Source organism: Burkholderia sp. Ac-20345 (assembly GCF_017104825.1).
GTDB classification, from domain to species: domain Bacteria; phylum Pseudomonadota; class Gammaproteobacteria; order Burkholderiales; family Burkholderiaceae; genus Burkholderia; species Burkholderia lata_B.
Genome location: NZ_JAAGPO010000262.1, coordinates 1 through 11,661 on the forward strand (window position 1 = coordinate 1; position 11,661 = coordinate 11,661).

At 66.6% G+C, this 11,661-nt stretch carries 17 protein-coding genes and 1 pseudogene; 10 read left to right on the forward strand and 8 right to left on the reverse strand.

Translation table 11 applies throughout. From position 1 onward, the window contains the following. Positions 1 to 584 (forward strand): shikimate kinase (locus G3O06_RS43250; RefSeq protein WP_205819750.1); only part of this gene is annotated, 584 nt, incomplete at its 5' end. A 201-nt stretch (positions 585 to 785) separates the two neighbouring features. Here G3O06_RS43250 and G3O06_RS43255 read toward each other — a convergent pair. Further along, positions 786 to 977 (reverse strand): hypothetical protein, encoded by a 192-nt coding sequence (locus tag G3O06_RS43255; protein WP_174969055.1) that lies wholly within the window; start codon positions 975 to 977, stop codon positions 786 to 788. Positions 978 to 1,171: 194 nt separating this feature from the next. On the opposite strand from G3O06_RS43255, the gene G3O06_RS43260 reads away from it, so the two are divergent. After that, positions 1,172 to 1,879, forward strand: coding sequence for an SDR family NAD(P)-dependent oxidoreductase (locus tag G3O06_RS43260; RefSeq protein ID WP_174918953.1), 708 nt, complete (start codon positions 1,172 to 1,174; stop codon positions 1,877 to 1,879). 31 nt (positions 1,880 to 1,910) lie between these two features. On the opposite strand, the gene G3O06_RS43265 is transcribed toward G3O06_RS43260, so the two are convergent. Continuing rightward, a complete protein-coding gene (locus G3O06_RS43265) occupies positions 1,911 to 2,876 on the reverse strand; it encodes a LysR family transcriptional regulator (RefSeq protein ID WP_205819751.1) in 966 nt (321 codons plus the stop codon). A 213-nt stretch (positions 2,877 to 3,089) separates the two neighbouring features. On the opposite strand from G3O06_RS43265, the gene G3O06_RS43270 reads away from it, so the two are divergent. The 5 genes from G3O06_RS43270 to G3O06_RS43290 all read left to right on the forward strand — a co-directional run bounded on the left by G3O06_RS43270 (position 3,090) and on the right by G3O06_RS43290 (position 5,428). Then, entirely contained in the window at positions 3,090 to 3,554 is a 465-nt protein-coding gene (locus G3O06_RS43270) for a RidA family protein (RefSeq protein WP_205819752.1), read from the forward strand. A gap of 264 nt (positions 3,555 to 3,818) precedes the next feature. Then, positions 3,819 to 4,238, forward strand: coding sequence for an organic hydroperoxide resistance protein (locus tag G3O06_RS43275; protein WP_174918950.1), 420 nt, complete (start codon positions 3,819 to 3,821; stop codon positions 4,236 to 4,238). A 68-nt stretch (positions 4,239 to 4,306) separates the two neighbouring features. Further along, complete coding sequence (locus tag G3O06_RS43280) at positions 4,307 to 4,633, forward strand: DUF4148 domain-containing protein (RefSeq protein ID WP_174979922.1); 327 nt, start codon at positions 4,307 to 4,309, stop codon at positions 4,631 to 4,633. A 61-nt stretch (positions 4,634 to 4,694) separates the two neighbouring features. Further along, positions 4,695 to 5,024, forward strand: coding sequence for a DUF4148 domain-containing protein (locus G3O06_RS43285; RefSeq protein ID WP_205819753.1), 330 nt, complete (start codon positions 4,695 to 4,697; stop codon positions 5,022 to 5,024). Between the two features lie 77 nt (positions 5,025 to 5,101). Beyond that, complete coding sequence (locus tag G3O06_RS43290; RefSeq protein WP_205819754.1) at positions 5,102 to 5,428, forward strand: DUF4148 domain-containing protein; 327 nt, start codon at positions 5,102 to 5,104, stop codon at positions 5,426 to 5,428. Positions 5,429 to 5,680: 252 nt separating this feature from the next. Here G3O06_RS43290 and G3O06_RS43295 read toward each other — a convergent pair whose 3' ends face one another. Continuing rightward, positions 5,681 to 6,412, reverse strand: coding sequence for an rRNA adenine N-6-methyltransferase family protein (locus G3O06_RS43295; protein ID WP_205819755.1), 732 nt, complete (start codon positions 6,410 to 6,412; stop codon positions 5,681 to 5,683). Positions 6,413 to 6,455: 43 nt separating this feature from the next. Then, positions 6,456 to 6,983, reverse strand: a complete 528-nt coding sequence (locus G3O06_RS43300; RefSeq protein ID WP_174969062.1) for a VTT domain-containing protein — start codon at positions 6,981 to 6,983, stop codon at positions 6,456 to 6,458. 284 nt (positions 6,984 to 7,267) lie between these two features. Here G3O06_RS43300 and G3O06_RS43305 point away from each other — a divergent pair, with 284 nt between their 5' ends. The 3 genes from G3O06_RS43305 (at position 7,268) to G3O06_RS43315 (ending at position 10,170) form a co-directional block, all read left to right on the forward strand. Beyond that, on the forward strand, positions 7,268 to 7,933 hold the full coding sequence (locus G3O06_RS43305; protein ID WP_174918944.1) for a response regulator transcription factor: 666 nt from the start codon (positions 7,268 to 7,270) through the stop codon (positions 7,931 to 7,933). Next, positions 7,930 to 9,315 carry an ATP-binding protein gene (locus G3O06_RS43310; protein ID WP_174969063.1) on the forward strand — a complete coding sequence of 462 codons (1,386 nt, stop codon included), beginning with the start codon at positions 7,930 to 7,932 and terminating at the stop codon, positions 9,313 to 9,315. The genes G3O06_RS43305 and G3O06_RS43310 overlap by 4 nt, the downstream gene beginning before the upstream one ends. Before the next feature lie 138 nt (positions 9,316 to 9,453). After that, positions 9,454 to 10,170 (forward strand): GNAT family N-acetyltransferase, encoded by a 717-nt coding sequence (locus G3O06_RS43315; RefSeq protein ID WP_205819756.1) that lies wholly within the window; start codon positions 9,454 to 9,456, stop codon positions 10,168 to 10,170. 48 nt (positions 10,171 to 10,218) lie between these two features. On the opposite strand, the gene G3O06_RS43320 is transcribed toward G3O06_RS43315, so the two are convergent. The 4 genes and pseudogenes from G3O06_RS43320 to G3O06_RS43330 form a co-directional block, all read right to left on the reverse strand. Next, positions 10,219 to 10,674, reverse strand: a complete 456-nt coding sequence (locus G3O06_RS43320; protein WP_205819757.1) for a MarR family transcriptional regulator — start codon at positions 10,672 to 10,674, stop codon at positions 10,219 to 10,221. A gap of 102 nt (positions 10,675 to 10,776) precedes the next feature. Then, positions 10,777 to 10,905, reverse strand: coding sequence for a hypothetical protein (locus tag G3O06_RS49855; protein ID WP_277403792.1), 129 nt, complete (start codon positions 10,903 to 10,905; stop codon positions 10,777 to 10,779). Then, complete coding sequence (locus G3O06_RS43325) at positions 10,902 to 11,273, reverse strand: GFA family protein (RefSeq protein WP_205819758.1); 372 nt, start codon at positions 11,271 to 11,273, stop codon at positions 10,902 to 10,904. Before G3O06_RS43325 ends, G3O06_RS49855 begins: the two co-directional genes overlap by 4 nt. A gap of 195 nt (positions 11,274 to 11,468) precedes the next feature. After that, positions 11,469 to 11,661 (reverse strand): annotated as a pseudogene (locus G3O06_RS43330) (nitronate monooxygenase); the annotation flags it as partial.

Consider the following 11,661-nt stretch of genomic DNA (forward strand, 5'->3'; position numbering starts at 1 on the left):
TCGCACGCGCCCTGCCCGCGCGTGCGTTCCTGGTCGGCATGATGGGGGCGGGCAAATCGACGCTCGGCCGCGCGCTCGCGGCATCGCTCGGCTGGACGTTTGCCGATAGTGACGAGGAGATCGAGCGGCGCACCGGCCGCCCGGTCGCCGCGCTGTTCGACACGGTCGGTGAAGGCGGCTTTCGATTGCTCGAAACGCAGATCGTCGACGAACTGACGCAGCGCCCGAACGTGGTCGTGGCGACCGGCGGGGGCGCGGTGCTGAATCCGCGCAGCCGCGCGCGCTTGAGCGAGCGCGGCTGCGTGATCTACCTGCATGCGGATCCGGATGTGCTGTGGCGTCGCACGCGCGATGACACCCGCCGGCCGCTGCTGCAGGCGGCCGACCCGCGGCAGACGCTCGCCGCGTTGTACCGCATGCGCGACCCGCTGTATCGCGAATGTGCGCATGCGCTCGTCGACACGACCTCGCAGGATGTCGCGCGCGCGACGGCCGACGTGTTGACGGTGCTGCTCGCACGGATCAACGCGCTGGATGGGAGGCGTGCACGACGCATGTTCGCTTCCCTGCCCTCGAATCGATGACGACATGCATGAAGGCGGCCCGGACGTTGGGCGTCAGACGCGTTTTCGAAACGGCGAGTTTTGATTTTCAATCATGCTATTGTGATAAGAAAAGTTATCCGAATAGATTCGTAGGTTTATCCAACTGCGTGTTCCGCGACGGACAAATCGGCTCGTCAAGCCGCAGGAAAAATAGCCCCTTCGGTGAGATTGCGCGACGCTTCAACATTCGCGCAGCGCGTCGAAGGGCTTGAACGCGACGTCGGGCGCCAATTGGCTGAGCAGCAGGCGTAGCGGCGGCGCATCGCGGTTCAGTCGCGAATATCGCCGGCGTTTCGGCCAGCCTCCCGGTGAAAACACCGAACTCGTGCAGTCAGGCGACGCCGCGTCAATGGCCGGCCACGGATCGTCCAATCCACGCCTTCACGTGCTGACCGGCCGTGCTGACCTGAGACAACCGCCCCTCCCCGCATTTGTTCCCCCGACGCAAGACTGTTGCTCCACGGTGGGTGTTCGAGATTGCAACCGGCGCGCCTACAGTTCGCCCATCGGATTCACGGATCCGGTCGGCACCAAAGCCGAGAACCCATCACCCATCGAGGCAAATCATGAGCGCATCCAAAGTCATCATCGTCACCGGCGCATCGCAAGGCATCGGCGCGGCAACCGTCGAAGCATTCCGGGCCCGCGGCCATCGCGTCGTCGCCACGTCACGTTCGATCGGACCGTCGAACGATCCCGATCTCGTCACCGTCGCGGGCGACATCGGCGACGCGGCCGTCGCGCGGCGTGTGGTCGACGCCGCCATCGAACGGTTCGGCCGCGTCGACACGCTCGTCAACAACGCCGGGATCTTCATCGCAAAGCCGTTCACGCAGTACACCGCCGACGACTACGCGCAGATCACGAGCGTCAACCTGAACGGTTTCTTCCACGTCACGCAGCATGCGATCGCCGCGATGCAGAAGCACGGCGGCGGCCACGTCGTGAGCATCACGACCAGCCTGGTCGATCACGCGAACAGCAACGTGCCGTCGGTGCTCGCGTCGTTGACGAAAGGTGGATTGAATGCGGCGACGAAGTCGCTCGCGATCGAGTATGCGAAGGCCGGCATTCGCGTGAATGCGGTGTCGCCCGGCATCATCAAGTCGCCGATGCATGCGCCCGAAACGCATGCGACGCTCGCGTCGCTGCATCCGGTCGGCCGCATGGGCGAGATGAGCGACATCGTCGACGCGATCCTGTACCTGGATTCGGCACCGTTCGTCACGGGCGAGATCCTGCATGTCGACGGCGGCCAGAGCGCCGGGCATTGAGTCGCGGCGTCGAATCCGCGAGCCGGCGCGCCTATCGCGATGCGCCGGCCCGTTTGGCGCGTGTCCCGGCCGCAGGCCTGGCGGGCGCGTGCGCCAGATGCTCGATGAGGAAGTCGACGAACACGCGCACGCGCGACGACAGAAAGCGCGCATGCGGATACAGCAGCATGAACGGCCGCGACCGGCCGCCAAGGCCGGGCAGCACTTCCACGAGCGTGCCGGCGCGCAGATCCTGCTCGACGATGAAGCGATAGGTCTGGAACAGCCCCGCCCCGCTGCGCGCGAGCGTCACACCGGCAAGGTAGTCGCCCGACGTACCGTAGCTGCCGGTCGTCGCGACGTCGATTTCCTCCGATCCATCGTTGAACAGCCAGGGAATCCGCCGCCCGCTGCTCGGCAGCTCGAACTGGACGCATTCGTGCGCATGCAGATCGTCGATGGCGGCCGGCATGCCCGCGCGCTTCAGGTAGCCGGGCGTCGCGACGACCACGAGTTCGGCGTCCTCCAGCTTGCGTGCGACCAGGTTCGAATCGGCCGGCGCGCTTCCGCGGATCGCGAGATCGTAGCCTTCCTCGGCGAAGTCGATGTTGCGGTTGCTCAGGTGGGTTTCGACTCGCACGTCCGGATACCGCTCGCGAAACGCCGGCAGCAGCGGCAGCACGCGATAGTGCCCGTACGGCGTCGGCATGCTGATCCGCAGCAAGCCGGCGGGCGTGGCCTGCTGGCCGGTCGCCTCGCGTTCCGCGTCGACGAGTTGCGACAGCGCGTCGCGACATTGTTCGAAATAGCGGCGGCCGGAATCGGTCAGGCGGATCTGGCGTGTCGTGCGCACGAACAGCCGCATGCCGAGCCGCTCCTCGAGCCTCGCCACCGACCGGCTGACCGCGGCCGGCGTGACGCTCGCCGCGTTGGCCGCCAGCGTGAAGCTGCCGAGTTCTGCGGCGAGACAGAACAGCTCGATGCTGCCGAGCAGCAGATCGTCGAATTGTCGTTGCATGGGGCGGTTCCTGCCGTCTCCGGCGTGTGGCGCGCGATGGAGCCGAGTGTGCATGAATCTCGTGCGGGAAACCAGCGGGTACGCATCGCGCGATTCGTTACACCGCGTCGTGAATCAATTGCTCCGCTGACATTTACCGGCTTCGGCCGCATGACTACAGTGACTCACAGGCAGCACCGATATCCCGAACCCATTTCCCGCAAGGAGCACGACATGACCGTCGAACAGAAACTGGCCGACCTCGGCCTCGCGTTACCCGAACCGCCGAACCCGCTCGGCAGCTATACGGCCGTCAGCGAAGCCGGCAACCTGCTGTTCGTCTCCGGACAACTGCCGCTCGTCGACGGCAAGGTCGCCTTTACCGGCCGCGTCGGCGAGCAGTTGAGCGTCGACGAAGGCAAGCATGCCGCCCGGCTCGCGGCGCTGAATGTACTCGCGCAGATCCGCCGGCACCTGGGCGGGTTCGAGCGCCTGCGCAAGATCGTGCGCGTCGAGGGGCACGTGAGTTCGGCCGACGGCTTTTTCGGGCAGCCGGCCGTGATCGACGGCGCGTCGGACCTGTTCGCCGCCGTACTGGGCGGCAAGGCCGGCCATGCGCGCTCGGCGTTCTCCCAGCGCCAGTTGCCGGCCGACGCGGCCGTGATCCTCGTCGTGATCGCCGAGATCGACGCGGCGTGACTAATCGGCCGCCCCGCGGGGCGGCCAGCCAATTCCGGGGCATATTCGCCCGCCCTGCCCGGATTTGTTACTCCTCGAATATCAGGGATCGATCGCCGGAAAGCCTTGCCCGGCAAAGCTGTACACGTTCCAGATACATTGAAATACAAAATATCGCATGCGATCTAATCGAATGCGCTTGACTCAGGTGCTCGTCTCGACGAAACTCCATCGCATGCGATCGAATCGCATCTGAGACAAACCAGCCAACTGACGGAGCAAATGATGAGCAAGATCGAAAAAGTGCTGTACACGGGCAAGACGCATACGACTTCGGGCGGCCGCGACGGCACGGCCCGCAGTTCCGACGGCCGCCTCGACATTCAGTTGTCGTCGCCGGGCAGCGCCGGCACCGGCACCAACCCGGAGCAACTGTTCGCGGCCGGCTGGTCGGCCTGCTTCATCGGCGCGATGCAGCTTGCGGCGCGTGCGGCGAAGGTGACGCTGCCGGCCGATCTCGCGGTCGACGCCGAAGTGGATCTCGGTACCGGCGGCAACGCGTACTTCCTGCAGGCCCGGCTGAACGTGAGCGTGCCGGGGCTCGATCGCGACGTCGCGCAGCGCATCGTCGACGCCGCACACCAGACCTGCCCGTATTCGAAGGCGACGCGCGGCAACATCGACGTCGAGATCCGTATCGCTTGAACGATGCATCAGGCGGCCGGGCGCCGCCTGCCGAATACCCGATTTCCTTTCTTTTTTCGAGGTGAATGATGAATACCCGACTGATCGCCGCCCTTTTCGTTGCTGTTTCGGCCTCTGTTGCCGCACCGGCGTTCTCCAGCGAAGCCACCGTGACGCGTGCGCAGGTGCGCGCCGAGCTCACGCAGTTGCAACAGGCCGGCTACCCGCTGAATCGCGCGACCGACGCAACCTATCCGGACGCTCTCCAGGCTGCACTCACGCGGATCCATGCGGCCGATGCGGTCGCAGGCAACGAGCAGGCTTCCGGCTACGGCAGCAACGGCGATGCGGCGACGCAAGCGGGCCGCCGGCATGCGGTCAACGTGGCCGACCGCTCGGTGTATTTCGGTCATTGAGCGCGGCGCATCGTCGATACGCGAATCCTGAATCCCTTCTATCCCAGTCCTGTCGAGGTAAATGATGAAAACCCAATTGATCGCAGCCCTTCTCGTGGCCGTTTCCGCATCCGCTGCCGCACCGGCGTTCGCCGATGCAACCGTCGTGTCCCGCGCGCAGGTGCGTGCCGAGCTCGTCCAGCTCGAACAGGCCGGCTATCGGCCGGGCCGCGCGAACGATCCGCACTATCCGGACGAGCTGCAGGCCGCGCTGACGCGCATTCACGCGAACGACACCACAGTGGCCGATGCTGCGACGTCCGGTTACGGCAGCGAAGCTGTTGCCGCGACGCAGTCGGGCAGCCGTCCCGCGACGCGGATCGCCGAGCGCTCGATCTACTTCGGTCATTGAACGAAACCGCGAACGGCGCCGGTGGCCGGCGCACGGTGCGCAACCGCTGAATCCCCATTTTCTTGTCGAGGTGAAAGATGAAGACCCAACTGATCGCTGCCCTTCTCGTTGCCGTGTCGGCTGCCGTTGCAGCGCCGGCGTTTGCGGGCGAAAGCACCGTGACGCGTGCGCAGGTGCGTGCGGAACTGGCCGCGCTGCAGAAGTCCGGCTACCTGCCGAACCGGCCCAATGACCCGAACTATCCGGACAATCTCCAGGCTGCGCTGCGCCGGGTCCGCGACACCGATGCAGTCGCGGTCGAGTCGCAGGCGTCGGGTTACGGCAGCGACGCCGGCGGTGCGACGCAGTCGGGCAGCCGCAGCGCGGTTCGCACGGCCGAGCGGTCGATCTACTTCGGCCATTGAACATGGCGCGTCGGAATCGTCGCGCAAGGCCGGGCAAGACGTGTGAGACACGGGGGCGCGCGAGCGTGGTGCGCGCGTCGTCGGTCTTCCGCGAAAAGCAGCGCTGCGGGTTGACATGCCCGACGTGCTTGCGTCGGCACGGGATTCGATAGCGCGCAGCGCCGACGTGGCTGCCGACTCTGGCGGCCGGCGAGTGTGGAAGATGAGGCCGCGGCCGTGGCAAGCCGAACCGTACCCCATCCCCGAGCGCGTTCACGATGATGGGTGTCCATCCGTCGATGGCCCGGCGCCGCTCGAGTCGAGCGATGGCGCATGGGGAAACCGGGTGATTTCGAGGCCGCGCAAAGTGGTTGCTTCCGCAACCGCATCCCGCTGTGGCCGCGCACCAGGCCACGGATGGTGAATCGTATCGATCCGGCGTTCGAAGCGATACACGACGGCAGGCGGAAAGTTCATCCACGCGACACCGACCCGGACGGCGCGAATGCGCATGGCCTCCAGATAACGCGCCGGGATCGGGCAGCGCGGCACGTACGTGAACTGGTAGAACGCGCCATCGGCAGTCAGGTGCCGCGCGAACGCGCAGTGAACGATCGCGACGGCCTGTTCGAGCGGCATCGCAACGAGCGGCAACCCGCTCACGATCGCATCCGCGCGCGCCCCGCCGAAGAAGTCGCCCGTCATGGCGAGTTGCGCCGCATCCATCTGCATGATCCGCAACGCGGGGAACTGATGCCGCAGCGTATTCGCGAAAGCGGGATCGGCCTCCACCAGCACCAGCCTGTCGCTCGTGACGCCGCGCGCGAGCAGCGCGCGCGTGAACACGCCGGTGCCCGCACCGAGTTCGATCACGGCGGCGCCGTCGCGCGGGATATCGGCGGTGATCATCGCGGCGAGCGCCGGGCCGGACGGCGCAAGCGCACCGACCCGGCGAGGATTGCGCAACCAGGTACGCAGGAACAGCATCCATTCAGGGATTCGCATCGACAGGCTCCAGACGGGATCGATCGGTCAACGACATGGCGGGCTAGACGGCCGCTTGCGCGGCCAGGTAGCCCGCCGTGATGAACAGCGTGTTCCAGAGCGCGATGCCGGCGGCGGCACCGGACGCGAACCGCGCGAAACTCGCTTCCAGCAAGCCGGCCAGCGCCGGTGCGACGAGCCGGACGAACGGCACCAGTTGCGACCAGAGCGCGAGCCGCGTGGGCCGCGCGCGGATTCCGTCGATCAGCGCGTCCATTCTTGCGGGCTGCAGCCTGCCCAGCGGCGCGACGCGGCGCAGCAGGCTCAGCACGCTGTCTTCCGGCCACAGGTTGCCGAGCGCGTAGTGCAACAGGCAGCCCGCGAAGCTGCCGAGAGCCGTGACGACGATCGCTTCCGGCAGTGTCCATGCACCTTGCGCGCTGGCGACGCCGATCATCGTGAGGAGCACGTGCGACGGCAGCACGGGGATCAGCCGTTCGATCAGCGACAGGCCGACGAGGCAGGCAATGCTGTTGGCGCCGGCCAGGCTGAGCGCGAGGCCGAACGGGACGAGCGTGGTGAGCTGGTTCATCGCGGCACCCCCGCGCGTCGGGTGCGCAACGCGCACAACGTGCGCGGCCTTCCATGCCAGAATGGCCCGCACCGGGACGGCGCGAAGGGGGAGCTTCGTGCCGCATTGCATTGCAGCAACGGAATTGAAGGACGTGACACGGTCATCGCGAGCCTCTCGAGAAAACGCCAGATGCATTGCACCGGCAATGCGGCGATCGGCACGCATCGTGGCCCCCCGGCTTTAAGAAGTTTTTAATCGCGGTCGGTCAGGCTGGCGACCTCGACATTCGAGGAGCGAAACCGATGCATATCCTGTTGGTAGAAGACGATGTGATGCTGGCCGACGCCGTTTGCGCGGGCCTCCGGCAGAACGGTTGGCGCGCGGACTGGTCGGCCGACGTGCCGGCCGCGCGGCTCGCGCTCGTCGGCCACGACTACGATGTGGTGCTGCTCGACCTGCAACTGGCGGGCGCGTCCGGTTTCACGCTGCTCGCCGCGATGCGTGCGAACTACGACCCGACGCCGGTATTGATCGTGACCGCGCGCGATCAGTTGAGCGACCGGATCCGTGGCCTCGACGCAGGCGCCGACGACTATCTCGTGAAGCCGTTCCAGCTCGACGAGCTCTACGCGCGGCTGCGCGCCCTGACGCGCCGCAGCCAGGGCCGCGTGTCGGAGCGCCTGATCTACCGCGACGTGCACGTCGATCCGGCGCGCAAGGAAGTCACGCGCGCCGGCGAGCCCGTTGCGCTCAGCATTCACGAATACCGCACGCTGCTTGCGCTGATGGAGCGGCAAGGCCGCGTCGTCACGCGAACGCAGCTCGAAGAGCGCGTGTACGGCAACGACAGCGAAATCGAAAGCAACACGATCGCCGTGTACATCCATCAACTTCGGCGCAAGCTCGGCGATGAGCTGATCGTGACCGTGCATGGCTTCGGCTATCGCGTCGGGGAGAGCCCGGCATGAAGTCGCTACGCGTGCGCCTGCTCGCGACCGTGATGGCGGCGGTCGTCGTGTTCTGGGCGAGCTGGGGGGCGTTTCTCGGCATCGGCCTGTGGCGTGAACAGCGCGGCTGGCGCGACGGCATGCTCGAGAGCGCCGCGCAACTGCTGCTCCTGTCGTTGCCGGATGCGATCGATCGCCTGCCCGCAGCGAACGCCCAGGCGGTGGTGCCGAAAGCCGCGTATGGCAAGTACGACGTCGCGTTCCAGGTGTGGGTCGATGGCCGCAACGTGATGCACAGCGCGGATGCGCCTGGGCCGGCGCTCAAGGCCGACCTGCGCGACGGCTACGGGGTGAGCACCGGTCGTGGCGTCGCGCACGACGAGACCTGGCGCGTCTACTCGCTGTCGGATCCCGCGGGCCGGATTCACGTTCAGACGGGCGGCCCGGCCACGACCTGGCAGGAGAAGGCGAACAATGCGCTGCAACTCGGGTTGTTCAATACGGCGGTGATGCTTGCGATGCTGGGCGTCGTGATCTGGTGGGTGATCCGCTGGTCGTTCGGGCCGGTGCGCGAGGTCCAGCGGGCGATCCAGCACAAGGCCGCATTCGATTTCTCGCCGTTGCCGCTGGTGACGCTGCCGCGCGAACTGCGCCCGCTCGTCGAATCGTTCAATCGCCTGCTCGCGCGGCTGAGTCAGGCCGTCGACACCGAGCGCCGTTTCATCGGCGATGCGGCGCACGAGTTGCGCACGCCGCTGGCGGCGCTGTCGGCCCAGGCGGAAGTGGCGTTGCAGGCGGACAGTCTGGCGGACAAGAACGAAGCACTGCGCCGGCTCGCAACGGGCGTCGAGCGCAGCGCGCGGCTATCCGGGCAATTGCTTGAACTGGCGCGGCTGGATGCCGGATCGCGCGCCGACCAGCATGGGCCGGTGGAACTGTCGCGGCTCGTTGCGCTGATCGCGAGCGACTTCGACGCGGCCGCGCATGCGCGCCGACAGACGGTGCGGATCGCGGTCGACCCGGTGCGCGTCTGGGGCGATCTGGACGAGATCGCGATTGCGGTGCGCAACCTGATCGACAACGCGCTGCGTTACGGCCGTGACGGCGGGCGGGTCGAGATCACGTGCGACGTTCCTGCCGATGCGGACGGGGCGCGGGTCAAGCTGCGTATCGCGGACGACGGGCCCGGTGTGCCGGCCGACGAGCGTGAGCGGATCTTCGAACGCTTTTACCGGGTACCGGGAACGGTGCAGCCGGGCAGCGGCATCGGCCTGTCGCTCGTTGCGCGCATCGCCGAGTCGCACGGCGGGTCGGTCGAGGTGACGGCCGGGATCGGGGGGAGCGGGCTGGCGGTGATCCTGTCGTTCCCGATATGGGTGGATCCGCAGCGCTGGCAGCGGTAGCGCGGGTTTCGGCAAGACGTGCTGACCGTGCTGCCCATGCTGCGCCGTGACGGTGACGCGATCGACGCTGCGCCGCGCCCTGCCCGTCCGTTCCCGGTCTATGCTGTGCAATCGAAATCTTCAATCGAGGAGCAGCCGATGTCCGATGCAACGACCGGAAACGCGACAGGCAGTGCGCACCCGCTCGACCATGTGGTGTGGAACGCGCTGACGGGCAGGCAGCGCCGCTTTGCGCTCGGCAACGACCGTGCATGGCGGTTTCCCGCGGCCATCGCGCCGTTTGCCGCGATCGAGGACACGAGCGCGGCATCCTTCGACGCGTTGCGCGCACTGATCGTTGCACACGGGCCGGCGGCACTGGTCACGCCGGACGAGGTCGAGGTGCCGGCGGGATTGTCGGCGATCCGGCGCGCGAACCTGTTGCAGATGGTCTGGCAGCGGCCGCTCGACCCGGCACCTGAATCGGGCTACGTCACGCTCACCGAAGCCGATGTGCCGGAGATGCTCGCATTGACCACGGCCGCGCAGCCCGGCCCGTTCGGCCCGCGCACATACGAGCTCGGCCATTACATCGGCATCCGCGGCGAAGGCCGGCTGGCCGCGATGGCCGGCGAGCGGATGCAACCCGACGGGTATACGGAGATCAGCGCCGTGTGCGTGGATGCCGCGTTCCGGCGGCAAGGGCTTGCGGCGCGTCTGATGCGGTCGTTGATTGCGGAGATCGATGCGCGTTCGGAAACGCCTTTCCTGCACGTCCTCACGTCGAACCGGGTGGCGATCGAGCGCTATCTCGCCCTTGGTTTCGTCGTCCGTCGCGAAATGCACCTGCTGGTGCTGGGCGACGCGCACGCGTGACGATGCGGCCGGCGCGATGCGCGTGCCGGCTGCAGGTTGTCCGGGTGTTTATTCGTCGGTCGACTGGATCAGGTTGCCGCGCAGCGTGACGATCGCCTTCTGCATCTTCGCGAATTCATCCGGCTTCAACCCGGTGGCTTCGACCAGATCCATGTCGAGCCCCTTCTCGCGCACGCGGCGGCCGCTCTTCGTCAGGCTGACGAGCACCTGGCGTTCGTCCGACGGATCGCGGTGCCGCTCCAGGTAGCCCATCGCCTCGAGCTTCTTCAGGATCGGCGTCAGCGTATTGGATTCGAGGAACAGCTTCTCGCCGAGTTGGCCGACCGTCTGGTTGTCCTGCTCCCACAGCGCAATGATCGTGATGTATTGCGTATACGTGAGGCCGAGCTCTTCGAGGATCGGCTTGTAGGCCTTGCCGAACGCGAGGTTCGTCGAGTAGATCGCAAAGCACAGGAACTCGGACAGCTTCGGCGCAGCGGCGGATGGGGCTTCGGTCGGTTTCATGAACTTCCTCCAGCGACGCGAACGGCCGCAGATGGACGCATTATATATCGCGTGCGATCTTATCGGAAGCATGATAATCGGTCTCGATGAATCGGCGAGAGGTCAGCCCGCCCGGCGACGCTTGCCGGTCTGCACGCGGCTGGACGACAGCAGCGTGCATTGCACCGGATGCGCGATTTCGGTCGCGAGCCCGCCTGCGGCGAACAGCAGGATCATCAGCCAGCGCTTCATGCGTCCTCCACGACCGAGAGGCTCGCGCCGTCGGCGACCGTCGCGTCGAGCGCATACGGTTCGACGCCGTCGAGGCAGCCCAGATTGACGCGCCAGCAGGCGGGGTCCTTGCGCGTCTGATGGAACGGATAGACGCCGCAATGGCTGCAGAAATAGTGACGGGCCGTGCGCGTATTGAAGCGATAGCACGTCAGCGCGCCCTCGCCCTCGACGATCTTCAGTTCGCTGGCGGCGAACATCGGGCTCATCAGCGCGCCGCGCCGGCGGCACAGGCTGCAGTTGCACCGCACCGCGGGCGTAATGGCCGTTCTGACTTCGAATTTGACGGCCCCGCAATGGCAGGACCCTTTGAAGCAGGTTGCAGACATGATGCACTCCAGAAAAGGTCATGCCTGCTTTATAGCGGACGCCCGAACGTGCGTTGTATCGCGATGTATCCGCGGTTCGTGCAGATACAGAACATTGCAAATCGGCGGCGAACGGCGACGTATGGGCGCGGTGATCGGGGTATGTTCATCGATCGCCGGCATGCGCCCGCGGCCCGCCGCTCGCGAATCGTGCGATCAATCCAGCACGTGCTGCATCCGCTCGATCGCCGCCCGCGTTTCGCGTTCGAGCGCGGCGAACAGCTCGGCCGCCGGCAGCGACCGCGCGAGCGGCGCCGCCTGCCCGGCCCACTGCGCGCCGTAGCCGAATTCGCCCTTCGCCTTCGCGGCCGCATGCAGCGCCTTGCCGGCGTCGTATGCGATCGGGTAT